Source organism: Salinivibrio sp. EAGSL, assembly GCF_013366455.1.
Lineage (GTDB): Bacteria > Pseudomonadota > Gammaproteobacteria > Enterobacterales > Vibrionaceae > Salinivibrio > Salinivibrio costicola.
The window spans coordinates 278,179-302,552 of the sequence record NZ_JABWMG010000001.1 but is presented as its reverse complement, the minus strand read 5'-3'; the positions used below and the strand labels follow the sequence as shown (position 1 = coordinate 302,552).

The window sequence follows — 24,374 nt, the reverse complement described above, 5'->3', positions numbered from 1 at the left end:
CGAGGCGATAGACGACAACCTCGATATATCAATGACCGCCAAAAACAAAAAAACCAGCCAATGGGCTGGTTTTTATCGATGGTTCAACCGATTAGTCTTGGAACAAACCGAGATTTTCTTTAGCGTAGGCTTCAAATTCGGTAAAGCCGCCAACGTGCGCTTGATCAACGAAAATCTGTGGCACGGTTTCAACCGGTTTGCCGACGGTTTTTTCCAAATCCGCTTTGCTGATGCCTTCTGCGTGAATATCGACATAACGGTAGTTAAAGTCATCACGGTTGGTTTTAAGATCTTCCGCTAGGTCTTTGGCGCGAACACAAAAAGGGCACCCTGGGCGACCGAAAATTACGACGAACATATTCATCTCCTTTGGCATTAATGTTGTTACTATGCCTGATAGGCGATGGAGAGAAAAGACGAATTTCCCTTTTGCACCGATAGGCAAAACCGATTGCTGTGAACGTCTATACCGAATCGCACGACCGGCGGGAGATCACGGGTGGTATGGCCGCAGAGCGTCGCTATTGTGTTGATTGCGCGTCGGCCCATAAAGGTGTACAACCAGCTCATCCCTCTTGTACGGCTCAACGTCTAATAAGGAAACATAATGAACCCAACGATTGAGACATTACTTTCTCACCGCTCTATTCGCAAATTTAGTCAAGCACCCATTTCGTCAGAGCAACTGAGCCAGATTATTGATGCCGCGCGCTCGGCGTCGAGCTCAAGCTTTTTACAATGCACCAGTATTATTCGTGTGACCGATAGCGACAAACGACGTTTACTGGCGGAATACGCGGGCAACCAAGCGTATGTAGCCGACTGCGCCGAGTTTTTGGTGTGGTGTGCGGACTTTCATCGTCATGAGCAAATCAATCCCAATGCCAAGTTGGGCTTTACTGAGCAAACGTTAATTGGCGCGATTGACGGCGCAATCATGGCGCAAAATGCGATGGTCGCAGCAGAGTCCATGGGTCTTGGCGGTGTGTATATCGGTGGGTTGCGTAACCAACCGAATAAAGTCGCCGAGTTGCTGGATATGCCTAACCATGTGTTGCCATTATTCGGTATGTGCTTAGGCGTACCTGCACAAGATCCTGAAACCAAACCGAAACTACCGGCCAGTCTTATCGTTCACGAAAATCGTTATCAGGCGATTGATGAAGCGGCGCTAAGTGACTACGACAACCAAGTGCGCGAGTATTATCAAACACGTACAGGCGGCAATAAAGACATGAGCTGGAGCGAACAAGTGTCTGCCACATTGGAAAAAGAAGCGCGTCCGTTTATGAAAGAATTTCTGCATAGTAAAGGCTTTAGTACTCGCTAACGCGCTATGCTTGAACAATTGAGTGAAAAAGCAGCATTTTGCTGCTTTTTTATTATCAAAAAACCGGAATTGCCCAGTTTTATTGGCTATTTTGGCTCTCTTGTTTATGAAAGCAACGCTAAGCGCTAAAAGTTATTTACATCTAGTCTGTAACCCGTAATATTGCCGCGTTTTTGCGCGTGATAATCACTTCTATCCGTGGTTTTGGGCGCTTATTTTGAGTATTGATAGGTTTTTTTAATAAGTAGGGCACTGATGGAAAACAAACTGGCAAATCCTGCCCCTTTAGGGCTGATGGGTTTTGGAATGACCACGGTATTATTGAACATTCATAATGCAGGGTTTTTTCCGATTGATAGCATGATTTTGGCGATGGGGCTGTTTTATGGCGGCTTAGCGCAGGTGATTGTGGGGATCATGGAATTCAAAAAAGGCAATACGTTCGGAACAACCGCGTTTACCTCTTATGGGTTGTTCTGGTTGACGCTTGTTGGCCTGATTGTGATGCCAAAAATGGGTCTGGCTGACGCAAGCCCTGCTGCCTTTATGGGTTGGTATTTGGTGTTGTGGGGTGTGTTCACTGGATTTATGTTTATTGGCTCATTGCGCTATTGCCGTGCTAAACAGTTTGTATTTGGTAGCCTGACTATCCTGTTTTTCTTACTCGCGGCGCGTGATTTTACCGGCAGTACACTCATTGGCACCATTGCCGGATTTGAAGGGATTGTGTGTGGCTTAAGCGCGATGTATTTTGCGATGGCGCAGGTGCTTAACGAGGAATATGGCCGTACCGTACTTCCGGTTGGTGAGCTAACACGTGATGCGAAAAAGCCTGCGATGGCCACCCACGCGGCTTAAATCATACCTGTGAGGGCAGTGGAAAACACACTGTCTGTTTGCGGTGTAAACGCAGATAAAAAGGCCCGGTGACGTGATGTCCCGGGCCTTTTTGATGGTTTTGATCAGCAATATAACGCGTTACTTTTCGATAGCGTGTGGCTACCTGGTGTGATTCTCTGGGATTAGCACATCACGGTGACAGCTAGGCCACCTTGTGATGTTTCACGGTATTTGGCGTTCATGTCTTTACCGGTTTCCATCATGGTTTCGATCACTTTATCTAACGACACCCGTGGCTCGGAAGAACGTTGTAGTGCCATGCGTGATGCATTGATCGCCTTCACCGCCGCAATGCCGTTACGCTCAATACACGGCACTTGCACCTGTCCAGCGACCGGATCGCAGGTAAGGCCTAAGTTGTGCTCCATTGCGATTTCAGCTGCCATACACACCTGGTGCGGATTACCGCCCATAAGTTCAGCCAAACCGGCGGCGGCCATTGAACACGCGACCCCGACTTCACCTTGGCAACCCACTTCTGCCCCAGAAATAGACGCGTTTTGTTTATATAAGCCGCCAATCGCACCGGATGCAGCAAAGTAGCGGGTATAGGTTTGCTTATCGACCGGCTCAATAAATTTATCGTAGTAGGCGAGGACGGCAGGAATAATTCCGCATGCCCCATTCGTTGGCGCGGTTACAACACGACCACCGGCGGCGTTTTCTTCGTTTACCGCAAAGGCAAACATATTGACCCAGTCCACTACCGACATGGGATCGATGTTGTATTTTTCGGTGGTTTTGAGCTGGTGATGCAACGCAGCGGCTCGACGAGGTACACGCAATGGACCGGGCAACACGCCTTCGTTTTCCATACCACGGTACATACACGCTTGCATGGTTTTCCAGATATTGGCGAAATAGGTGTCAATTTCTGCTTGGCTATGCATGCTACGCATGTTGGCCATCACTAAGCCGCTGATAGAAAAACCGGTTTCTTGCGTCAGTGCGAGCAAGCCGTCTGCGCTATTAAAGTCGTAAGGGACTTGCACCGCTTGCATGGCAGGCTGACCAAACTCGGCTTCTTCAACAATAAAGCCGCCACCAATGGAGTAGTAGGTTTTGCTCAGCACGCACTCATCGCCTTGCCAAGCATGAATACGCATGCCATTTTCATGCAAGGAGAGGTTAGTTTGGTGAAAGTTCATGCCGCCATCACGCAAAAAGGTGACGACATGCTGCTGTTCGCCCAACGGCAATTGCTCTGTGTCTTCGACACGTTTAACAAAGCTAGGGATCGCGTCGATATCAACGGTTTCAGGGCTGTTGCCTGCGAGGCCCATAATGATCGCGATGTCGGTGTGGTGGCCTTTGCCTGTTAAAGACAAAGAGCCATAAACGTCAACCGTCACGCGGTCGACGTCGGTCAGGCGTTGGTTAGCAATAAGCGCATCAACAAAACACTGGCCGGCTTTCATTGGGCCAACAGTATGCGAGCTGGACGGGCCAACGCCAATCTTGAAAATGTCAAAAACACTGATCATGTGTTTACCTCAGTCAATGCCCTAAGGGCAATGGATTTAGTGTTTACGCCATCCGTCCATGGTATTGACTGTGCTGGCAATGCCGGTGGCTTGCCATAATGAAAGGAGCAGCGTTCACTGCTCCTGGTTATCCCGCAAACATCGATGAATGCGGCTGGGATTAATGCCCCAGTAACAGCAGTCCTATAGCACCTGCTGCGCGCGCTGATTAACGGTCATGATTAATTAAAAAAGCATGCCGTACATAATCGCTGAAATCGCGACCAAGCCCATGATAAGAACAAAGGCGTTACTGATTGTACCTGAATACTTCTGCATTGCTGGCACGTTTTTCACGGCATACATTGGCATAATAAACAGGATGGTGGCAATGATAGGGCCGCCAAGTGATTCAATCATCCCCAAAATACTTGGGTTTAGGGTCGCCACCAACCAAATGGTGAGGATCATGAAGACCACGGTAAACACGTCAATTTTCTTGCGGTTGATCGGTTTACCTGCACCACGCAGCGTTTTCACGACTAAGCCATTTAGACCTTCACGTGCGCCCAAATAATGGCCGAAGAATGAAGACACAATCGCGACAAAGGCAACCAATGGGCCCAAGAAGGAAATAAATGGGCTCTCATGCTTGTTGGCAAGGTAAGACAAAATCGCAATGTTCTCTGCTTTGGCCGCTTCCAGGTCCGCTGGTGTCAGCGACAGGACGCAAGAGAATACAAACAACATCACAAAGCCAACCAGCATCGCTGCTGCGCGCATTAGAATTTGGCCAGACTTTTGTTCTGCATCATCACCATGATCGCGACGTTGTGCCAATGAGAAAGATGAAATCGCTGGGCTGTGGTTAAACGCAAATACCAGCACCGGAATCGAGATCCAAAGAGTGATGGCAAAATCGCCAGCTGAGGGCACTTGCGACAGGGCGGCGGTGTTCCACTCTGGGATAAGATAGAGCGACATAAATACTAAGATGGCAACCAGCGGATAAACCAAGAACTGGGTGACACGCAACATCATTTTCTCGCCCAGAAGCATGATAGCCATCATTCCCAAAATCAGGGCCAGTGACAAAATTGCCCGCGGTGGTGATGCCATACCAAGCTGGTTAACCAAGAAGGAATCAACGGTGTTGGTGATGCCGACACCGTAGATCAGAACAATCGGGTAAATCGCGAAAAAGTACAACAGGGTGATGATTTTACCCGCGCCGACGCCAAAGTGCTCTTCAACCACTTCTGTGATATCGCTGCCTGCGTTTTTGGACGAGAGCACAAAACGAGACAAACCACGGTGAGCAAAAAAGGTCATCGGGCCAACTAATAAGGTCATCACAACCAATGGCCAAAAACCGCTCATCCCCGCATTGATGGGAAGAAAGAGGATGCCGGCTCCAACAGCGGTGCCAAAAAGGGAAAGCGCCCAGGTTGTGTCTTGTTTGGTCCAGCGCGGGCGCGTGGTTGCGCGGGTACCAGTCGTCGAGGTTGTTTGCATAACAATACTACTCACATTGTAGGGAACAGGAATCAGGGAAGGCGAATTCTGGCGATTTCCACGCAGAAAACCAAGCGCTAGATCGCGATATGAAAAGGCGCGCCCGGACTATTGCACCAAAATGTGACAACTATCAATAATAAAAGCGCTTTAGTGCGATTAAGTAGGCAGGTGTGTACGGTTTTGTGTTGGATAAATATGCATCAAATTGCGCCAAATTCCATAGTATTGGTAGGGTTTATGGTGCGATTGACCGGAAAGTGAAACAGCGTGAGTTGACTGATCAACGCGCGTAACAGCTGGGCAGTGGCTCCCCAAACAAGATGATCGTGATGATAAAACGCACTCACAGGGTGCCATTGTCCGTCGATTAAAAACGATTGTTCTCGGATGTGGCCGGGATAACACAAGGTATCTAAGGGCACTTCAAAGCAGGCGGCCACTTCATTGGGATCCAGACAAGGCTGATAATCGGGATCCACCCAGGCAAGCACCGGATGAATATAATAGCCCGTCACCGTGGGCAAGGGACACAAGTGGCCAATGACAGCGTCGCGCGTGACGCGAATACCGGTTTCTTCCCACATTTCACGGGTGGCGGTGGCAATATTATCGTGATCGATAGACTCGCGTTTTCCGCCCGGAAAGCTCACTTGTCCCGGGTGATGTTTTAGGTGACTGGCGCGTTGGGTTAACACCAAATGAATGCCTGACGGCCTAGGCACCAGCCCGATCAATACTGCGGCGGGTTGAAAATCCGCCCCACCGAGAATGCGCGGAGATAGCCGCACGCGATTGAGAATACGGCTGTCGTGGCGCGCTAAAGGGGTGAGTGAAAATGCACGGACCACGTCGGTCGGTGATAGTCGCGTGGCCGCACCGTGATCAGTGAGGAAACACTCTCCTTCGTAGCGCGGCCAAAACCCAGGGCAAGGCCCACCCCCACACCCAGGCACTGTCTGTATTGTATTGCCCAGGGGGGAGACATTTAGGGGTGCGAAATACGCCTTGTCAGCGGTGAGTAACTGCATCCACTCTCCTTAATCCTGAATAGGTGCGCTCAATGCCTCATCTTCTGCCAGTACGGGTAAAATTCGGCTCACTTTATCGAGCGTCTCCTGATATTCGGCGTCGGCTTGGCTGTCAGCAACCAACCCGCCACCTGCCCAAACATGAAGTTGTCCTTGATGACCAACCAACGTGCGAATGGTAATGCTGGTATCCATTCGTCCACAGCGGCTGATATAGGCAAAGCTGCCACAATAAACATGACGACGATGGGGCTCGAGTTCTTCAATGATTTCCATTGCCCGCACCTTTGGTGCCCCGGTAATTGACCCGCCAGGAAACGCGGCGCGCAGCAAATCGAGTGCTGTCTTGTCGTCGGGTAAGCGTCCAGTCACTGTACTGACCATGTGGTGGACAGCAGGAAAACTTTCTATATCAAAGAGTTTAGGCACAGATACGGAACCTGGCGAGGCAATGCGACCAATATCATTGCGTAATAAGTCTACAATCATCAAATTTTCGGCGCGATCTTTTTCAGCCGACTTCAATGCTTGGGCGCGTTGTGCGTCTTTTTGTGGATCGGGATCGCGCGGGCGTGTGCCTTTAATGGGTTTGGTTTCTATCTGTTTGTCGTGCACCGATAAAAAGCGCTCAGGCGAGACCGACAACAGGGCGCTGTCTTGCAGGCGAATAAAGCCCGAAAACGGCGCGCCGTTGTTCGCGGCCAATTTGCGATACGCGTGCCACTCGTTACCCTGATAGGGTGCGGAAAAGCGTTGAGCAAGATTGATTTGATAGCAATCGCCCGCGTGTAAATACGCTTGGACGGTGTCGAACTTTTGGCCGTATTGTTGCGCGGTCATGTTGGCCTGCCAAGGCCCGGTGAGAGAAAAGGGTACCGGCGAGGTTGGCGCGTGTTGCTCGGTTAGCCACTGCCATCGTTGTTGGCTATTGGGTGCAATCACCACCGCTTGGCGCTGATGATGATCGATCACCACCGCCCAGTCATAGAGCCCGACCGCCATATCCGGCACCTCGAGCTCGTCTTTCGCCAATGCCGGTAGCACTTCCACCCATCGACCGAGATCATAGCCAAAGTACCCCAAGGCGCCACCAATAAATGGCCAAGGCGCTATCGGATCCGCGGTGGGTAAAAGCTTGGCCTGAAGATCGGCTACCCAGTGAAAAGGGTCTTGCGTGTGGGTGGTGGTTGTGCCATCTGCGTAATAGGTTGTCACCTGGTTATAACGCGCAGTAATGGTGGCAACCGGATCGGCGACCAAGATATCGAAACGACTGTCTGGGTGGGTTCGCGTGGCCGAGTGGAGCAGCATCGCCCAGGGCTGGTGGGCAATCCGATCAAAGAGGGTCACCGCAAGATCCGGCGTATAATCGATGGGCGTCGTTGTCAGTGTCATGGCATTTTGTCGCTGCATTGTTCTTTTTGTGATCACGGTTGAAGCGCTGTGTGGCGCGCGAATAGCGCTAAGCGTATCATAGCTAGGCCTTTTCCGGCATGGGCCAACACAAATAACCAAGCAACGTTGTTGCCATTATCACCTTCTATAATTCGATGAGGCAACTTGGCTACATGCGATTTACATCTAGCGTCAACTGGCAATCGAGCGCTATTCGAAAATTGATCGCCAACCGATAATAACGAGGGGAAAGCTCCCCCACACTGGATACCCGCTTTGGGTCCTGCAAATGACACCAGAGGCAATGATGACCACAATTAAACAGCAAGACGTGATCGAAAGTGTTGCAGATGCCCTGCAATATATCTCTTACTACCATCCCCTTGATTTTGTACAAGCCCTTGAAAAAGCGTACAACAAGGAACAAAGCCAGGCGGCAAAAGACGCCATTGCGCAAATTCTGATTAACTCCCGCATGTCGGCGGAAGGTAAGCGTCCTATTTGCCAAGATACAGGTATTGTCACCTGCTTTGTCAAAGTGGGCATGGCGGTGCAGTGGGATCGTCATGATATGACGGTGCAAGAAATGGTCGATGAAGGGGTACGACGTGCCTACACCAACCCTGACAATCCGCTACGTGCCTCCGTGGTTGCCGATCCGGCCGGTAAACGCCAAAACACCCGCGATAATAGCCCTGCGGTCGTGCACATCGATATGGTGCCGGGCGACGCGGTGGACATTCAAATTGCAGCCAAAGGCGGTGGTTCGGAAAACAAAACTAAGATGGTGATGTTGAATCCATCTGACGATGTGGCTGAGTGGGTTGAGAAAACATTGCCGACCATGGGCGCGGGTTGGTGCCCACCGGGTATGTTAGGTATTGGAATTGGTGGCACGGCCGAGAAAGCCGCCGTATTGGCCAAAGAATCGCTCATGGAGCACATTGATATTCAAGCGCTTATCGACCGTGGTCCAAGCAATGCGGATGAAGCACTGCGGTTAGATATTTTTGATCGGGTGAACAAGCTGGGTATCGGTGCCCAAGGCTTGGGCGGCCTGACCACGGTAGTGGATGTGAAAGTAAAAACCGCGCCCACCCATGCCGCTTCTAAGCCGGTATGCTTGATCCCGAACTGTGCCGCCACACGCCATGTTCACTTTACGCTTGATGGCTCAGGCCCAGCCGAATTGGCACCACCAAAACTGGACGACTGGCCACAGGTCACCTGGGAAGTGGGGGATAACGTCCGCCGTGTTAACTTAGATACCGTGACCAAAGAAGACGTGCAGAGCTGGAAAACCGGTGAAACTGTGTTGTTGTCAGGTAAGATCTTGACCGGCCGCGATGCCGCACACAAACGCTTACAAGAAATGCTGCGCAATGGCGAAGGCCTTCCCGAGGGCGTCGACTTTAACGGCCGCTTTATTTATTACGTTGGCCCTGTCGATGCGGTGGGGGATGAGGTAGTCGGTCCAGCAGGCCCAACCACCTCAACGCGCATGGACAAATTTACCGATATGATGCTGGCAGAAACCGGACTCACCGGCATGATTGGTAAGGCTGAGCGCGGTCCTGCGGCGGTGGAATCGATTAAAAACCACCAAGCGGTGTACCTCATGGCGGTCGGCGGTGCCGCGTACTTGGTATCAAAAGCGATCAAAAAAGCGCGCGTGGTCGCGTTTGAAGATCTCGGTATGGAGGCCATTTACGAATTTGAGGTGGAAGACATGCCCGTGACCGTAGCGGTTGATGCGCAAGGGCAAAACGCGCACCAGATTGGCCCGGATACCTGGAAGGTGAAGATAGCTGAAATGGATGATTAATCCGTCAATTGGACCGGTTCGGCTTAACGCCAGTTTGCGTTAATGAGAAGGCGTTGAGTCGGGCAGAGCCTAAGCGGATAGACGTCATAAAAAATGCGCCAATTTGGCGCATTTTTTGTCTACCCGAACGATGTTGCCCGTTTGGACATCACTGCGTGGGCTAAGCCACTTCCTCTTCTTCCAGATCGAACGACGCGGCAATCAGGTTACGCGTGTATTCGTGTTGCGGGTGATGGAAGATTTCTTCTGGTGTGCCCGCCTCCATGACTTTGCCGTTTTGCATGACCATGACGCGGTCTGATAGCGCACGAACCACACTCAAGTCATGGCTGATAAACAGATAGCCAATATTGTGACGCTGTTGAATGTCTTTCAACAAATCAATCACGGTCAACTGCACTGAACGGTCCAATGCAGAGGTTGGTTCGTCGAGTAAGATAAACGCAGGATTCAAGATCAAGGCGCGTGCAATCGCAATTCGCTGACGCTGACCGCCTGAGAACTCGTGCGGATAACGGTTAATCGCGGAACTATCGAGACGTACTTCATAAAGGGCATCTTTTACCCGATCGAGACGCTCTTTTTTGTCGAGCTCTGGAAAGTGAGTGCGCAAGCCCTCAGCCACAATTTCACCGACCGTCATGCGGGGTGACAGTGAGCCAAATGGGTCTTGGAACACCATCTGCATATCGCGGCATAGCGCTTTATTCTCACTGTTTTTTATTTCGTGGATATCGTGACCTCGAAAACAGACTCGGCCTTCGGCAACGGGCAACAAGCGCATAATTGCGCGGCCCAGGGTCGATTTACCCGATCCAGACTCGCCCACGATACCTAAGGTCTCGCCACGGCGTAGCGATAAGCTAATGTCGCTCACCGCTTCAAAATAGCGTTTGTTGCCGCCAAAGAAGTCAGCACCAAGGAAATACTTGATGGTGACATTATCCACGGTTAGCAAGTTTTCTGAATCCTCGTTGACAGCCGCTTTGCGACCACGCGGTACCGCGTCAATCAGCATTTTGGTGTAATCTTCTTGCGGATTATCGAACAAGGCTTTGGTGTCGTTGGTTTCAACCACTTCACCTTTACACATCACCACAACGCGGTCGGCTAAGTGTTTCACCACGGCCAAGTCATGGGAGATAAACATGATCGCCATGCCCATCTTTTGCTGTAGTTCGCCAATCAAGTTCAATACTTCGGCTTGTACCGTTACATCCAGGGCCGTTGTTGGCTCATCGGCGATCAGCAAGTCAGGCTCATTCACTAGGGCCATAGCAATCATGATGCGTTGCAATTGGCCGCCTGAAAACTCATGCGGGTATTTTTGCAATGCGCTAGTGGGGTTAGGAAGGTGGACTAAATTAAGGAGGTCGATAATCCGCTGCTTGGCCTTGTCTGACGTGGTGCGGTGGTGACACTGAATGGCTTCGGTTAACTGCTCGCCAACGCGCATATACGGGTTCAGTGAAGTCATTGGCTCTTGGAAAATCATCGCGACACGATCACCGCGCATTTTCTGAATTTGCTTGGTCGACAAGGTCAGAACATTGGTATCGTTAAAGCTTACTTGCGATTCAGGTTTTACCACTGCGTTATTGGGCAGCAGGCCCATCACGGCGCTGCTAGAGACCGATTTACCCGATCCTGATTCGCCAACGACAGCCACGGTTTCACCGGGCATGATGTCAAAGCTTACGTTTTTAACGGCATCGACCATACCGTCGTTGGTAGTAAATGACACGCTCAAGTTTTTGACACTGAGCAGTGGCTTAGAAGCAGATGAAGACATCATCACCTCACTGGTTGATTATTCGACGTCCCGAGCTTGCCGGTGCCTTCTGCACGACAATAACGTGCATAATATGGACTGCGGCAATGGCTCGATGATTTGGGTTACGCCTGCTGGATTACCGAGCAAACGTGGGTCATTCATGTGGGGTCATTGCTTGCGATGGCTTTGCAATGTACGCCCTGATGCGGATATCAGCCAGCTGGTGCCTTTGAACGGCTTACGCCAGTGGAAGAGGTAGGATACGAGTGTCGCGATAACCGAAAGACGCTTAAGGTTACCTCTCCTTGCGAACACAGCTTTTCAACATCATCCGGTGTTGAAACCAAGCAGCGTGAATATCCATATATCAACAACACAATAAACGATTCGGATATAAAAGCAAATCGTTATTATAAGCAAGGTTTGTGATGTGAGAGTTTGACCGCGCAGGCAAAAAGAAAAGCGCGCGACGGATTCGTTTTGGTGTCGCGCGCGTATCGATTAAGGGTTACGTCGTTTAGCTGCGGTCGAACGCTAGACGCGTGGAGTAGCGCTTCTCACTGTGCTGACCGTGCTCAAACGCGACTTCGCCATTAACGAGAGTCATTTCAATGCTTGACCCAAAGGTGTGGCCGTCAAACGGTGACCACTGGCACTGATAAAAGAGATTTTCTTGGCTGACTGTCTGAGTTTGGTTCAGATCCACCAGTACTAAGTCGGCCCAGTAGCCTTCACGAACGAAACCGCGCTCTTTCACCTGATAGCGAACAGCCGGCGCATGAGCCACTTTTTGTACCACCAACGGCAAATCAAAAATCCCGCGATGATAAAATTCTAACGCCACTTGCAAGGCATGTTGCACTAAGGGTAGGCCGGCTGGGGCGTTAAAGTAGGTATTTTGCTTCTCTTCAAAGGTGTGCGGCGCATGATCGGTAGCAATTACATCAATAACCCCGTCTTTCACCGCTTGAATGAGCGCCTGCTGGTGGTGCGCCTCTTTGATCGCAGGATTACATTTGATCAGTGTCCCTTTGCTGTCGTAGTCGTCGCGATTAAAAAACAGGTGATGAACGCAGGCTTCGGCAGTGATTTGCTTTTGCTGCAAGGCTTCTAGGGTTTTAGCAGGCTCAAACTGGTACAGCTCGTCTTCGGTCGTCAGATGCAATACATGCAAGCGTGTCCCGTGTTTTTTGGCCAAGTTAACCGCCAGTTGCGACGATTTTAAGCACGCTTCTTTGGAACGAATATGGGCGTGCGCATCAATGGGGACGTCGTCGCCATATTTTTCCCGATATATGCCTTCCAGTTCATTGATCATTGGCGTGTCTTCGCAATGGGTTGCGATCAGCGTTGGGCAGTCGGCAAAAATCGCGTTCAGTGTTTCAGGATCGTTGACCAACATGTTCCCGGTTGACGCGCCCATAAATACCTTCACGCCACACGCAGCGTTGGGATCAAGACGACGGATCTCATCGATATTGTCGTTAGTAGCGCCAAGATAAAAGGCGTAATTGGCATGACTGGATTGTGATGCGCGTTGATACTTTTCTTCCAGTGCCTCTCGCGTTGTGGTCGGCGGGTTAACGTTGGGCATTTCCATGTAGGTGGTGATGCCGCCGGCAACCGCGGCTTTCGATTCAGTGGCAATGGTGCCTTTTTTCGGGAAGCCAGGCTCACGAAAGTGAACTTGGTCATCAATCATTCCAGGTAATAGGTGTTTGCCGGTTGCATCAATCACGCGACAATCGGCGGCCGCAGGGGCACTGATGTCGCGAGCAATCTGGCTAATGCGGCCATTTTCGATCAGTACATCGGTCTCAACAACGTGTCCTTCGTTGACGACAGAAGCGTTTTTGAAAAGCAGGGTGGTCATGGTGTGATCCTTACATGTCAATGCATCGGTGCTATGGTAACGCAATCGATTACTTGATTCAGCCCCTGTTTTTACCGGGGATTGACGGATATTTCACCGCGCATTGACCGAATTGTTGCACATTCGTACCGTTAGCATATTGCCCTTCATTGGGGGCTGCCGCATACTTGGCCGACACACAATCATAAAAGGGAATCGACCATGGCGGAAGAAACTATTTTCAGCAAAATCATTCGTAAAGAAATCCCCGCGGATGTTGTCTATCAGGATGAACTTGTTACTGCCTTCCGTGATATTAATCCGCGCGCGCCGGTTCATGTGCTTATTGTACCCAACAAATTGATCCCAACGACCAATGATGTGGAGCCAGATGATGAGCTCGCGCTCGGGCGTATGATTACCGTGGCCAAGAAAATTGCAGCGGACGAAGGGGTTGCCGAAAACGGCTATCGTTTGATCATGAACTGTAATCAACATGGTGGCCAAGAGGTCTATCATATCCACATGCATTTAGTGGGTGGGCGAGCGCTTGGGCCCATGGTGGTGGGTTAACCCATTAAATATGAATGAAACCATGAAAACCGCGAACCTTGAGTGGTCACGCCGATGGACGAAAAAATGGGGCAAGTTGCGCTTGCCTCAACTAATGGTGGGCGCGCTCGTGCTGTTACTCGCAGGGTGTGCGCCTCGCTACCAGCCGGTTAACCCGTCGCCAGACACCAACCGCGCAGCACGTTTATCAGATTCGCAGGTGCATAACGGCATTGATCGCGCCATGCGTGCTGCGGTGGAAGCCTTATTGGCGAGTGAGCCTTTAAAGGTATCGCCGGTGACCTTGGTCCAACCGATCCAAAATAGCAGTGGCGATTATTTTCCTACCCCAAGGTATTCAACGCAGTTGCAAGCGGGCTTAATCGAATCCGGTCGGATAACGCCTGTTCCTGAAGCGAGAGTACAGGCGGTCCGCGCCTCGTTAGGGTTGGCAGCGAATCAGGTGCTGGTGGATCCCGCGACCATTATGCAATATGGCCGCATGCTGGGTGCGCAGTATCAACTGAGCGGTAAAATCACCGGTCAGGCCCCTTATCAGCTAAGTTTGCAGTTAATGGACTTACAGTCAGGAGTGATCGCTTGGCAGGATGTAGAACGCTTTGTCAGCCGTTGAATGGTCTCCTGCTCTGGCGCAGACCTTATCTACCGCACTGACGCGCTATTATGGTGTCCCTACCGAGGTTACCGGTGTCGAGCCGTTGGCAGCGGGCCTGACAAATCGCTGTTTACGACTCACCGACTCACAGGGGGGGCGCAGTGTTTGGCGTCCCCATGGTCGAGCGGCGAATGCTTTTGCCATTGACCGTGCGCGTGAAGCTCAGGCGCAATCTTTGGCCGCTGAGCATGGGCTGGCGCGTCAGCCGGTTGTCCACAACGGCGAAGGATTAATGGTGCCTTGGGTGGATGGCGAACCGCTTTGTAATCTAAAAACCGATCAGGCATCGATCCTTATTCCACTTTTATCCCGTATTCACCAACTGCCGACGGATCTGGAAACCGCGTCCGTCGAGGCACAATGCGCTCATTATGAAAAGCAACTGCCTGATGATGTGGTAGCGCGTTTACACCGGCTCAAGCATAAGGTGCTCGCACACAGCCCGCTCCCAACGTATGAGCCATCGGCGGTGTGTCACATGGACTTGGGCGCTTACAATGTGGTGATAGAGCCAGATGGTAACCCGTGTGTGCTTGATTGGGAGTATGCCCGCGCCGGTGATCCTTATCTTGACATCGCGCTCTTTTGTCGTGCTAATGGCTGGTTACCACACACTGTGGTGCCGCGTTATTGTGCTCTGCGGCAACTAAAATCGGTGAATGTTATCCTCGCACGCGTCAACGCTTGGCTGCCGTTTACCGACTATTTAGCGCTATGTTGGTATGAGGTGGGGGCGAGTCTGTATGGGTTACCTGCGTACAATCAAGCAGCGGACGTGCTGTATCAACAGCTTTCAGAGTAGGCCGCCCGCTACATTCGGATAAATCCCTCGTAGCTGACGCATAGGCGAATAAGGATAAGGAGACAATATGGTCAAGGATTGCAAACGGCGGTGTCGAACAGGCTGGCTTGTGGGCTGTCTGTTGGTACTTGCCGGATGTACCACGGAGCTTGCGTACAATACGTTGCCGTTTTGGATTCACTATTACCTGGACGATATTGTCGACCTGACCGCCACCCAATCGCGCCAAGTAAAAGCGGACCTCGATGCAGTTCAGCAATGGCATAGCGTGGAAGAGTTGCCTCGGTTAGCGGATCGGCTCACCTTGATCGCCGCGCAAAGTACGGAACGGCAAACATGGGACCAGTTGCGCGATCATCAAGCTGGGTTTAAAACTCGGATACAAGCCACGCTCAATGCACTGATCCCGGCGACGACGCGTTTATTGCAAAGCCTGGATGATCGTCAGGCTGAGCGATTGATCCAATTTTTAAAAGACGAAATTGCTGAGGCACAAGCGCGCCGTGACCAGCAATCACCGCAAGAAGGCTAGCCGAGCAACAAGAAGAGCTTGAAGAGCGCACTGAGGGTTGGGTCGGACACACCACAGACAGCCAAGCGCCATTCTACGCTGAGATGGCGGACTACCAGCAACGCGCGATGCCGACCTTCATCACGGTACGTGAGCAGTTGCAAGCGCGGCTATTTAACCTTATTGAGACACGCCAACGCGATGACTTGGATAGTCAACTGCGTCAATGGGTGGATGACCTCGTCGCCTGGCGCGGTGGTAGTGATACGCAGACAGACATGGCGATCTATCGCTCTCGACGCCTTGACTGGTTACTCAGGTTCGATAAAAGCTTGGATGATGATCAACGCACGCACTTGATAGAAGAACTTGAGCAATGGGCCTCGCGTTTGCAAGGCATGGCTGGATAAAAATACCCTGATCCTCGCTAGGGTGATCTTGCTCATTTTTGCGTGTAAGCAGCTATGCTATTGATAAAGGCCATTACATTCTTAGCGCAATCAGCAAGGACCGCTTATGATCATCTATCTGCATGGCTTTGATGCCACCAGTCCAGGCAACCACGAAAAAGTGCTTCAACTTCAATTTGTTGACGACGATGTTCGCACCATTAATTACAGCACTCTGCACCCCAAACATGATATGCAGCACTTACTTAAACAGGTGCAAACGCAGATCGAAGCCAGCCAGGATCCTAACCCATTAATATGTGGTGTTGGGCTAGGCGGGTATTGGTCAGAGCGAATTGGATTTTTGTGCGGGATAAAGCAGGTTCTGATCAACCCTAACTTGCACCCTCAGGAAAATATGCCGGGCAAAATCGACCGTCCTGAAGAGTACGAAGATATTGCAACTAAATGTGTCACTGATTTTCGTCAGCGCAACCAGCAGCGGGCGTTGGTTATCCTATCACGTGAAGACGACGTGCTAGACAGTCAACGTAGCTATCATCTGCTTTCACCTTTCTATTCTGTGCGTTGGGATGAGGCGCAAACCCATAAATTTAAAAACCTTTCTACGCATCTACAAGCGATTGCGCACTTTAAAAAGTCTACCTGATGGTCACTTTCCCGTATCGAGCGTATAGCTACGCCATTGTTATACGCGCTTGGTGTTATTTTCCTACATTTTATCCGTAAATAAAGCACAGACAAGGGTCGAAGTGATCGCCATTTTACGGCAAAATGGACGGGCGTGCTGACCAACTACACAGCAATAAACCACACGCACTGATACAGATTATGTCGTTAGTCACTAACAAATAGAAAGTGGCGTACTTAAGACCGATTTTAGCTAGTGGCATGCGTGCGGCTAGTGAGTGTTTTTTAATTAAGGTAAGGATGTAGAAGTGACCAAAATTATCGTTGTCGGCGGTGGTGCAGGCGGGCTTGAGCTCGCGACCAAGCTAGGCCGCACGTTAGGCCGCAAACGCCGTGCTGAAATCACCCTCGTCGATAAAAACAGTAGTCATTTATGGAAACCCCTGCTGCACGAGGTGGCCACGGGATCGATGGATGAAGGCGTCGATGCATTAAGCTATCGCGCGCATGCTAAAAATCATGGGTTTGATTTCCAAATGGGCACATTGTGGGATATTGATCGCGAACGTAAGGTGATCACCCTCGCGCCCATGTATGACGAGAATAACGAGCTATTAATGCCCGAGCGTGAGCTCGAATATGACACCTTAGTGATGGCGATTGGCTCGACCTCTAATGACTTTAATACCCCTGGCGTGCGTGACAATTGTATTTTCCTGGATAACCCGAAACAGGCACACCGTTTCCGCCGTGAAATGAACAATGAGTTTATGCGCCTGCACGCGAAACACGGTGACGGCAGTGTTGATATTGCCATTGTCGGTGCGGGGGCGACAGGCGTTGAATTGTCGGCTGAGCTGCATAATGCGATTAAAGAGCTGCGCAACTATGGTTTCCGTGACCTCGAGAACTCTAAGTTGAATGTGACCTTGGTTGAAGCAGGCGAGCGAATCCTACCTGCGTTACCGCCACGTATTTCTAGTGCCGCGCATCAAGAGTTATTAAAACTCGGCGTAACAGTAAAAACCAACACCTTTGTGGTAAAAGCTGATGAAGATGGCCTAGAAACCAAATCGGGTGAACGTATCCATGCCGACATTATGGTTTGGGCTGCGGGGATTAAAGCGCCTGATTTCTTGAAAGATATTGCGGGTTTAGAAACCAACCGCATTAATCAGCTTGAGGTGAAGAATACCTTACAGACGACCCGTGATGACGATATTTTTGTGATTGGCGATTGTGCGGCGTGCACGCAGGAAGATGGCAGTAAAGTGCCTCCGCGCGCGCAGTCTGCTCATCAAATGGCGAGCCTGTGCTTTAGCAATATCGTGGCGAAAATGAACGGGCGTGACCTGAAACCGTATGTGTTTAAAGATCATGGTTCGTTGGTTTCCTTAAGCCGCTTCTCGACCGTTGGCAGCTTGATGGGAAACCTAACTAAAGGCTCAATGATGATCGAAGGGCGCATCGCGCGCGTGGTTTATATTTCTTTGTATCGCATGCATCAAATTGCGTTGCACGGCTATGTAAAAACCGGTTTGATGATGTTGGTCGGCCGCATTAACCGTGTGTTACGTCCAAGTTTGAAACTGCACTAAGCGACGACAGTGTGTCTTATCGAAACCGGGGCTTGTCCCCGGTTTCTTTTGGGCGGCAGTGCTGATGCGATAATGGTTGCTCAATGGGGCGAAAGTCGTCACAATAGCGCCGCAATCAAGATTATTGATATCACTTCTAGAGCAACCCTCCTGAACGCCGAGTTTTCCTCATACAACGATATTGATATTCATGCCCTTAAGCGACGGGTAGGGTGTCTACACGTGGCGACTTTTTTTTATTTATTGAGATCAATTGATGAGTTTCTCCTCTTTAGGACTATCTGCACCACTCCTTAAAGCCGTGCAAGAGCAAGGCTATACCACACCGTCACCGATTCAGGCTAAAGCGATTCCTGCGGTGATTGAAGGCCAAGATGTGATGGCTGCCGCGCAAACCGGCACCGGTAAAACCGCTGGCTTTACGTTACCGATTTTAGAACGTTTGCAAGCCGGTAAACGTGCACGCCCCAATCACGTTCGTACTTTGATTTTAACGCCAACGCGCGAATTAGCCGCACAAGTCCATAAAAACGTTGAGCAATACAGTCAGTACACGCCACTGACCTCACTGGTGGTGTATGGCGGGGTGAAGATAAACCCACAAATGATGAAACTGCGAAAAGGCGCTGACGTTCTCGTGGCGACACCGGGTCGTTTATTGGATCTGTATAACCAGAATGCGGTGAACTTTTCGCAACTTGAAGTGTTGGTGTTGGATGAAGCCGATCGTATGCTAGATATGGGCTTTATTCGTGATATCCGCAAGATTTTGGCTGCCTTGCCGGCTAAACGTCAGAATTTATTGTTCTCAGCCACCTTCTCAGATGAGATCCGTCAGCTTGCCAAAGGCATGGTTAACAACCCGGTAGAGATTTCGGTCAACCCTGCAAACCAAGCGGCGACCAGTGTTGAGCAATGCATTTATCCGGTCGATAAAAAACAAAAAGCACCGATGCTCTTATCTCTCATTGCCGACAACAACTGGCAGCAAGTATTGGTCTTTAGTAAAACCAAGCATGGTGCCAATCGTCTGTCGCGTTATTTAGATGAGTATGGTGTCAAAGCCGCTGCGATTCACGGTAATAAGAGCCAGGGCGCGCGCACCAAAGCGTTAGAGCAATTTAAAACCGGCGATGTGCGTGTGCTGGTTGCAACGGATATTGCCGCGCGTGGCATCGATATTGCGCAACTCCCGCAAGTGGTCAACTTTGATTTGCCACATGTTGCGGAAGATTATGTCCACCGTATTGGGCGTACTGGACGAGCGGGTTCGGTCGGTCATGCGATTTCTTTGGTTTGTGCCGATGAAGCCAAAGATTTGTTTGCCATTGAGCGTCTGACTAAACAAGTGTTGCCGCGTCTGAGCCTCGAAGGCTTCCCCGTGGCAAATCCATTGCCGGAGTCACGATTAGATACGCGTCCATTGAAGCCGAAAAAACCGAAGAAGCCAAAGCAGTATCAAGATGGCCAACGTTCGGGTGAAAAAGCGCGTGGGCATAAGCCGATGAGCAAAAACCGTCGTCATACCGACGCAAGTAAGCCAAGCCACCAAGCACGTGGCGCGAAACCGTCATCGTCATAGCTTGATGACACGCTGAGAGTAGGGTGTCAGTCATGATAAAAAAAGCCGGCTTGATGTGCCGGCTTTTTAATGCGATTTTTTCGGTGAGCGGCTTTCAATGAACTGCTTTCAATGAGCGCCTGTCGACTAACCGTTATTGACTTTACGCACCTGAATAATCATTCCCATCATGGGGTTATCCAAATAATGCGTTTCACCACTACGCATACGGCGTTTGTGGGTAAAAGCAAACGGCTGCAAGTAACGTTCAACATGGTATTGTTTTTCGACTTTTTGCAGCCCTGCCACTTGTACATCGTTATTTTGATTTGCGGCAGCGTCGGTGCGCTGCAATGGCATATCAATGATGTCTTCAACCAAAGCGCGACGTTCAGTCGGCTCGCGTAACACCATGTCGGCCTCAACATATAAGTAATGCTGAACATAGACACGTAGTGTGCCGTCAAGTTCATACAATCCTTGCGGTGTCGCGGGCTCGGAGACGCTTTGCTCGTCCCAGTCTTTGCGGCTTAAGCCATCGGTAGAGGCGTCAGCGGCCTTCGGCTCAGGTGCTGCTTTGATCGGCGTACCGTCGGGGTTAAAACTTGCGCGATAGTCTTTTCCCGCCATCACTCGTAGTAAAGGCAGTGCCGCTCGACCACTGTCATCTTGGCGCCATGCCACATGAACCATGGGCGTAAAGCCTGCATGGTTTTTTAATTTGTTGTAGGCATCGTTAAGTTGCCATTGGTTCCGTGACAATGGCGTTAACCCGGCGTCTTGCAACGCGCGTTGATTAGTGACTGGCACGCCGCGGCTCACATTGCTCTCGCTGTCTTGCGATGGCCAGTTTTCTTCTACACTTGCAGGATCTTGGTTGCGCTTAAAAACGATTAATTCGACATCATAAAGCCGTTTAGCCCAGACGGGTTGGCTTAATGACAACAGTAATAACACCACGAGTCCTTTTAGGCCTGCGGCTGAGCGCCAATCTTTCGCGGGACGTTGATGATTTCTCACTGGTTACTCCATTGGTAATGAGAGGCGACGTTGTCAGCCGCCTTTCATTGGGTTTGTTGACGCGCTAGGCGACTAACTGATGGCTCGCAAATTGAGTCAACAGCTCATCAATAAAGTTCATCCGCTCGCGTCGGTCGGTGAGCGTTTCGACAAACTTGATCTTAGTTGGCCCGTCAAACTTAAACTTATCTGGGCGAGATTGTAACAGTCCCACTAAAAATCCGGGATCAATTTGCGCGTTTTCATGAAACTCCACTAAGCCACCCCGTTCACTGGCCTCGATCTTTTTCACGCCTAGGCTCGCGGCACGTATTTTCAGTTGCTGAATGTGGAGGAGATTCTTCGCCGCATCGGGCAGTAATCCAAAGCGGTCAATCAGCTCGACTTGCAGCTCGTTCATGTCGTCGTTGGACTTGGCGCTGGCAATGCGTTTATACATCGATAGGCGCATATTAATGTCCGGAATATAGTCATCGGGTAACAGGGCAGGTAGCCGTAATTCAATGTCGGTCTGTTCATTGAGCAGGGCATCGAGGCTTGGCTCTTTGCCCTCTTTTAAGGCTTCAACCGCTTGCTCTAACATATCCATGTAGAGGGTAAAGCCAATTGATTGAATTTGGCCGCTCTGCTCATCGCCCAATAACTCGCCCGCCCCACGAATTTCCAAATCTTGCGTTGCGAGGGTAAAACCGGCCCCCAAATCTTCCAGCGCGGCGATGGCGTCGAGGCGTTTGACTGCATCTTTGGTCATGCGTTTTGGGTGTGGCGTGAGCAGATAGGCATAGGCTTGGTGGTGTGAGCGTCCAACACGGCCACGCAACTGATGAAGCTGCGCCAAGCCAAAGTGATCGGCGCGATCAATAATAATGGTGTTGGCTGAGGGAATATCGATGCCGGTTTCGATGATGGTGGTACACACCAATACATTGTACTTTTGGTGATAGAAATCACTCATGATTTTTTCTAGCTCACGCTCGCGCATTTGCCCATGCGCCACGGTCACGCGAGCTTCAGGGATCATGTCACTGATTTCATTCGCAGTTTTTTCTATTGTCTCGATATCGTTGTGCAAAAAGTACACTTGCCCCCCGCGCATGATTTCGCGTAAGAGCGATTCTTTGATCAAGTTGTCTTCGCGCTCGCGGACAAAAGTCTTCACCGCTAAGCGTCGTGAGGGCGGGGTCGCAATAATCGACAGATCACGCATGCCACTCATGGCCATATTGAGTGTCCGGGGAATCGGTGTGGCGGTGAGCGTGAGAATATCAACATTGGCACGCATGGCTTTGATTTTCTCTTTTTGACGTACCCCAAAGCGGTGTTCTTCGTCGACAATCAGTAAGCCTAAATCCCGTACTTTGACATCGGATTGCAGTAGCTTATGGGTGCCGATCAGTATGTCGACTTTGCCGGCTTCGCAATCGGCCATGATCGCTTTTTGCTCTTTGGCGGATTTAAAACGTGAGAGCACTTCAACCCGCACTGGCAGGTTAGCGAATCGATCGCGGAAGTTTTCAAAGTGCTGTTGCGCGAGCAAGGTGGTTGGCACTAATACAGCAACTTGCTTACTGTTGTTTACGGCGAGGAACGTCGCCCGCATTGCCACTTCCGTTTTGCCGAAGCCAACATCGCCGCAGACCAGGCGATCCATGGCGATCGGGCGGCACATGTCGGATAACACCGCATTAATCGCTTGAGACTGATCTGCGGTCTCTTCAAACGGGAAGGTGGCCCGAAACGTTTGATAGGCCTCTTTGTCGTGAGTAAAGGTAAAGCCTGGCTTAGTTTCGCGTTTGGCATAGACATCCAAAAGCTCTGCGGCGACATCACGGACTTTTTCGGCCGCACGGCGACGGGCTTTTTCCCACGCTTCGCCGCCTAATTTATGGATAGGTGCGGTGTCTTCCGCTCCGCCAGAGTAACGGCTAATTAAATGCAATGCGCCGACAGGCACATACAGTTTGGCTCCTTGCTGGTATTCGAGCGTCATGTATTCGGTTTTTAAGCCGCCGGCCTCTAAGGTCTGCAAACCTTGATAGCGGCCAATACCGTGCTCAAGGTGAACCACTGCTTGTCCCGGTTTGAGCTCTGCCAAGCTGCGGATCACCGCATCATTACTGACGGTTTGTTTGCGTTTTTCGCGTCGGCGTTGTTGCACGGCGCGCTCGCCGAACATGTCACTTTCGCAGATTAGGGCAAATTGGCGCGGGTTATCAATAAAGCCTTGGTCTACCGGACCGATGATTAAACCAAAACGACCGGGTTGTGATAGGGCTTCGGATAAGCCATCTGCGACCATAGGACGGATTTTCGCTTGGCTAAGTAAATCCAACAATGCTTCGCGTCGACCTTCCGATTCGACCGAGAAAATCACCTTACCGCTATACACTTCGCTGAATTGACGCAATGCGGCCAACGGCTCTTTCGCTTGGTGGTTAACGGTCAGTGACGGCAGTGGCGAGATGTCCAGATTCTCGCGTCCGGCTTTTTCTGTGACGCTGTCACTTTCAAGCTTAAGCCGAGGGTACTGTTTGAGTGTCGCAAACAGGGTGTCTTTGCTCAGCCATAGTGCATCGGGAGGAAGCAGTGGACGCAGCGGATCAACACGGCGTTGATCATAGCGGTTGGCGACATCTGCTTCAAAGTGGCTGATCGCCGCATCGATATCGCCGACCGATAAGATAAGTGTGTTGTCAGGCAAATAATCGAACAAGGTTTCGGTTTGCTCGAAAAATAGCGGCAGCCAATACTCGATCCCCGCTGGCCAGGTTTTTTTGCTGACTTGCTGATAAATCGACTCAGGCTCTCGGCGCGCTTCAAAGTGTTCACGAAAACGGCCGCGAAAGTATTCGACGGCGGCATCATCAGTAGGAAACTCATGAGCCGGCAGTAATTGGATCTGAGTCAGTTCGCCGGTTGAGCGCTGGTTTTCCGGATCAAATTGACGAATGGTATCGACTTCATCATCAAAAAAGTCAATGCGATAGGGTTCGTCACTGCCCATTGGGAATAAATCAAGAATGGAGCCGCGGCTGGCGAATTCACCATGTTCCATCACCTGATCAACATGGCGGTAGCCGGCATCGGTGAGTTGGTCACGCAGCTTTTCAAGCGAAAGAATATCGCCTTTTTTCACCATCAACGCATGTTGGTGCAAAAACTGTCTTGGTGTGACGCGTTGCAGTGCCGTACTGGCCGGTGCGATTAATACTCCCGTTTTCTGGTGCGGCAGTTGATACAAGCAAGATAGGCGTGCCGAGATAATGTCTTGGTGGGGCGAAAAACTGTCGTACGGCAGCGTTTCCCAATCCGGAAAAAGATCGCACTCACCTTGGGTGAACTGGCGAATGGCCGGCTGTAATCGCACCGCGGTTTGGTTATCCGGGACCAATAGAAAAACCGGGCCCGCATGCTGTTGGGTTAAGGTTGCAATCGCTAGCGGAAGCGCGGCCCCTGCTAGGTTACCAAGGTGTTTAACGTCGCCGGGGCCCGTGGGCAGAGTGAAAGCGTAGAGCGGTTGTTGGGTCAT

At 50.8% G+C, this 24,374-nt stretch carries 20 protein-coding genes; 11 read left to right on the top strand and 9 right to left on the bottom strand.

The genetic code is table 11. The features are described 5' to 3' along the window. Nucleotides 1–91: 91 nt before the first annotated feature. Nucleotides 92–358, bottom strand: a complete 267-nt coding sequence (locus HLG76_RS01320) for a GrxA family glutaredoxin (RefSeq protein WP_021022836.1) — start codon at nucleotides 356–358, stop codon at nucleotides 92–94. A 249-nt stretch (nucleotides 359–607) separates the two neighbouring features. Between HLG76_RS01320 and nfsA the strand changes: the two genes are divergently transcribed. Beyond that, the gene (gene nfsA / locus HLG76_RS01315; RefSeq protein WP_077576996.1) at nucleotides 608–1,330 is read left to right on the top strand and encodes an oxygen-insensitive NADPH nitroreductase; all 723 of its coding nucleotides are present in this window, start codon (nucleotides 608–610) and stop codon (nucleotides 1,328–1,330) included. A gap of 255 nt (nucleotides 1,331–1,585) precedes the next feature. Next, nucleotides 1,586–2,188, top strand: coding sequence for a GPR1/FUN34/YaaH family transporter (locus HLG76_RS01310; RefSeq protein WP_077460644.1), 603 nt, complete (start codon nucleotides 1,586–1,588; stop codon nucleotides 2,186–2,188). Nucleotides 2,189–2,352: 164 nt separating this feature from the next. On the opposite strand, the gene HLG76_RS01305 is transcribed toward HLG76_RS01310, so the two are convergent. From HLG76_RS01305 to pabB, 4 genes are all read right to left on the bottom strand, one after another. Continuing rightward, complete coding sequence (locus HLG76_RS01305; RefSeq protein ID WP_021022833.1) at nucleotides 2,353–3,714, bottom strand: L-serine ammonia-lyase; 1,362 nt, start codon at nucleotides 3,712–3,714, stop codon at nucleotides 2,353–2,355. 225 nt (nucleotides 3,715–3,939) lie between these two features. After that, nucleotides 3,940–5,208: a serine/threonine transporter gene (locus tag HLG76_RS01300; RefSeq protein ID WP_021022832.1), complete on the bottom strand. Its 1,269-nt coding sequence runs from the start codon at nucleotides 5,206–5,208 to the stop codon at nucleotides 3,940–3,942. 203 nt (nucleotides 5,209–5,411) lie between these two features. Next, nucleotides 5,412–6,239, bottom strand: a complete 828-nt coding sequence (locus tag HLG76_RS01295) for a CoA pyrophosphatase (RefSeq protein ID WP_175992932.1) — start codon at nucleotides 6,237–6,239, stop codon at nucleotides 5,412–5,414. A gap of 9 nt (nucleotides 6,240–6,248) precedes the next feature. Then, nucleotides 6,249–7,634: an aminodeoxychorismate synthase component 1 gene (gene pabB / locus HLG76_RS01290; RefSeq protein ID WP_175992931.1), complete on the bottom strand. Its 1,386-nt coding sequence runs from the start codon at nucleotides 7,632–7,634 to the stop codon at nucleotides 6,249–6,251. A gap of 307 nt (nucleotides 7,635–7,941) precedes the next feature. Between pabB and HLG76_RS01285 the strand changes: the two genes are divergently transcribed. Further along, nucleotides 7,942–9,459 carry a fumarate hydratase gene (locus HLG76_RS01285; protein ID WP_077647025.1) on the top strand — a complete coding sequence of 506 codons (1,518 nt, stop codon included), beginning with the start codon at nucleotides 7,942–7,944 and terminating at the stop codon, nucleotides 9,457–9,459. Nucleotides 9,460–9,619: 160 nt separating this feature from the next. On the opposite strand, the gene HLG76_RS01280 is transcribed toward HLG76_RS01285, so the two are convergent. Both HLG76_RS01280 and HLG76_RS01275 read right to left on the bottom strand, forming a co-directional pair. After that, nucleotides 9,620–11,251 carry an ABC transporter ATP-binding protein gene (locus tag HLG76_RS01280; RefSeq protein WP_021022828.1) on the bottom strand — a complete coding sequence of 544 codons (1,632 nt, stop codon included), beginning with the start codon at nucleotides 11,249–11,251 and terminating at the stop codon, nucleotides 9,620–9,622. 499 nt (nucleotides 11,252–11,750) lie between these two features. Further along, a complete protein-coding gene (locus tag HLG76_RS01275) occupies nucleotides 11,751–13,106 on the bottom strand; it encodes a dihydroorotase (RefSeq protein WP_021022827.1) in 1,356 nt (451 codons plus the stop codon). 201 nt (nucleotides 13,107–13,307) lie between these two features. On the opposite strand from HLG76_RS01275, the gene hinT reads away from it, so the two are divergent. The 8 genes from hinT to HLG76_RS01235 all read left to right on the top strand — a co-directional run bounded on the left by hinT (nucleotide 13,308) and on the right by HLG76_RS01235 (nucleotide 19,846). Further along, nucleotides 13,308–13,658 (top strand): purine nucleoside phosphoramidase, encoded by a 351-nt coding sequence (hinT, locus tag HLG76_RS01270; RefSeq protein ID WP_077460639.1) that lies wholly within the window; start codon nucleotides 13,308–13,310, stop codon nucleotides 13,656–13,658. A 22-nt stretch (nucleotides 13,659–13,680) separates the two neighbouring features. Then, nucleotides 13,681–14,271 carry a hypothetical protein gene (locus tag HLG76_RS01265; RefSeq protein ID WP_158011539.1) on the top strand — a complete coding sequence of 197 codons (591 nt, stop codon included), beginning with the start codon at nucleotides 13,681–13,683 and terminating at the stop codon, nucleotides 14,269–14,271. Continuing rightward, nucleotides 14,258–15,115 carry a phosphotransferase gene (locus HLG76_RS01260; protein ID WP_175992930.1) on the top strand — a complete coding sequence of 286 codons (858 nt, stop codon included), beginning with the start codon at nucleotides 14,258–14,260 and terminating at the stop codon, nucleotides 15,113–15,115. The genes HLG76_RS01265 and HLG76_RS01260 overlap by 14 nt, the downstream gene beginning before the upstream one ends. Nucleotides 15,116–15,182: 67 nt before the next feature. Continuing rightward, nucleotides 15,183–15,647 (top strand): DUF6279 family lipoprotein, encoded by a 465-nt coding sequence (locus HLG76_RS01255; RefSeq protein ID WP_175992929.1) that lies wholly within the window; start codon nucleotides 15,183–15,185, stop codon nucleotides 15,645–15,647. Nucleotides 15,648–15,754: 107 nt separating this feature from the next. Then, entirely contained in the window at nucleotides 15,755–16,036 is a 282-nt protein-coding gene (locus tag HLG76_RS01250; protein WP_128080752.1) for a hypothetical protein, read from the top strand. Nucleotides 16,037–16,142: 106 nt separating this feature from the next. Continuing rightward, nucleotides 16,143–16,685 carry an alpha/beta hydrolase YcfP gene (ycfP, locus tag HLG76_RS01245; protein ID WP_175992928.1) on the top strand — a complete coding sequence of 181 codons (543 nt, stop codon included), beginning with the start codon at nucleotides 16,143–16,145 and terminating at the stop codon, nucleotides 16,683–16,685. A gap of 289 nt (nucleotides 16,686–16,974) precedes the next feature. Next, on the top strand, nucleotides 16,975–18,264 hold the full coding sequence (locus HLG76_RS01240; RefSeq protein ID WP_175992927.1) for an NAD(P)/FAD-dependent oxidoreductase: 1,290 nt from the start codon (nucleotides 16,975–16,977) through the stop codon (nucleotides 18,262–18,264). A gap of 256 nt (nucleotides 18,265–18,520) precedes the next feature. After that, nucleotides 18,521–19,846, top strand: coding sequence for a DEAD/DEAH box helicase (locus HLG76_RS01235; RefSeq protein WP_175992926.1), 1,326 nt, complete (start codon nucleotides 18,521–18,523; stop codon nucleotides 19,844–19,846). Nucleotides 19,847–19,972: 126 nt separating this feature from the next. Here HLG76_RS01235 and HLG76_RS01230 read toward each other — a convergent pair whose 3' ends face one another. Together HLG76_RS01230 and mfd are read right to left on the bottom strand one after the other, a co-directional pair. Then, nucleotides 19,973–20,845: a peptidoglycan binding protein CsiV gene (locus HLG76_RS01230; protein WP_175992925.1), complete on the bottom strand. Its 873-nt coding sequence runs from the start codon at nucleotides 20,843–20,845 to the stop codon at nucleotides 19,973–19,975. 64 nt (nucleotides 20,846–20,909) lie between these two features. Continuing rightward, nucleotides 20,910–24,374, bottom strand: a complete 3,465-nt coding sequence (gene mfd, locus HLG76_RS01225; protein WP_175992924.1) for a transcription-repair coupling factor — start codon at nucleotides 24,372–24,374, stop codon at nucleotides 20,910–20,912.

Bases quoted from the DNA above. Each gene is read 5' to 3' on its own strand.
- HLG76_RS01255 (WP_175992929.1), top strand. From the start codon at position 15,183: ATGGTCAAGGATTGCAAACGGCGGTGTCGAACAGGCTGGCTTGTGGGC.
- nfsA (WP_077576996.1), top strand. From the start codon at position 608: ATGAACCCAACGATTGAGACATTACTTTCTCACCGCTCTATTCGCAAA.
- HLG76_RS01285 (WP_077647025.1), top strand. From the start codon at position 7,942: ATGACCACAATTAAACAGCAAGACGTGATCGAAAGTGTTGCAGATGCC.
- hinT (WP_077460639.1), top strand. From the start codon at position 13,308: ATGGCGGAAGAAACTATTTTCAGCAAAATCATTCGTAAAGAAATCCCC.
- ycfP (WP_175992928.1), top strand. From the start codon at position 16,143: ATGATCATCTATCTGCATGGCTTTGATGCCACCAGTCCAGGCAACCAC.
- mfd (WP_175992924.1), bottom strand. From the start codon at position 24,374: ATGACCCAACAACCGCTCTACGCTTTCACTCTGCCCACGGGCCCCGGC.
- HLG76_RS01295 (WP_175992932.1), bottom strand. From the start codon at position 6,239: ATGCAGTTACTCACCGCTGACAAGGCGTATTTCGCACCCCTAAATGTC.
- HLG76_RS01310 (WP_077460644.1), top strand. From the start codon at position 1,586: ATGGAAAACAAACTGGCAAATCCTGCCCCTTTAGGGCTGATGGGTTTT.
- HLG76_RS01265 (WP_158011539.1), top strand. From the start codon at position 13,681: ATGAAAACCGCGAACCTTGAGTGGTCACGCCGATGGACGAAAAAATGG.
- HLG76_RS01300 (WP_021022832.1), bottom strand. From the start codon at position 5,208: ATGCAAACAACCTCGACGACTGGTACCCGCGCAACCACGCGCCCGCGC.
- HLG76_RS01275 (WP_021022827.1), bottom strand. From the start codon at position 13,106: ATGACCACCCTGCTTTTCAAAAACGCTTCTGTCGTCAACGAAGGACAC.
- HLG76_RS01305 (WP_021022833.1), bottom strand. From the start codon at position 3,714: ATGATCAGTGTTTTTGACATTTTCAAGATTGGCGTTGGCCCGTCCAGC.
- HLG76_RS01320 (WP_021022836.1), bottom strand. From the start codon at position 358: ATGTTCGTCGTAATTTTCGGTCGCCCAGGGTGCCCTTTTTGTGTTCGC.
- HLG76_RS01235 (WP_175992926.1), top strand. From the start codon at position 18,521: ATGAGTTTCTCCTCTTTAGGACTATCTGCACCACTCCTTAAAGCCGTG.
- pabB (WP_175992931.1), bottom strand. From the start codon at position 7,634: ATGACACTGACAACGACGCCCATCGATTATACGCCGGATCTTGCGGTG.
- HLG76_RS01280 (WP_021022828.1), bottom strand. From the start codon at position 11,251: ATGTCTTCATCTGCTTCTAAGCCACTGCTCAGTGTCAAAAACTTGAGC.
- HLG76_RS01250 (WP_128080752.1), top strand. From the start codon at position 15,755: ATGCCGACCTTCATCACGGTACGTGAGCAGTTGCAAGCGCGGCTATTT.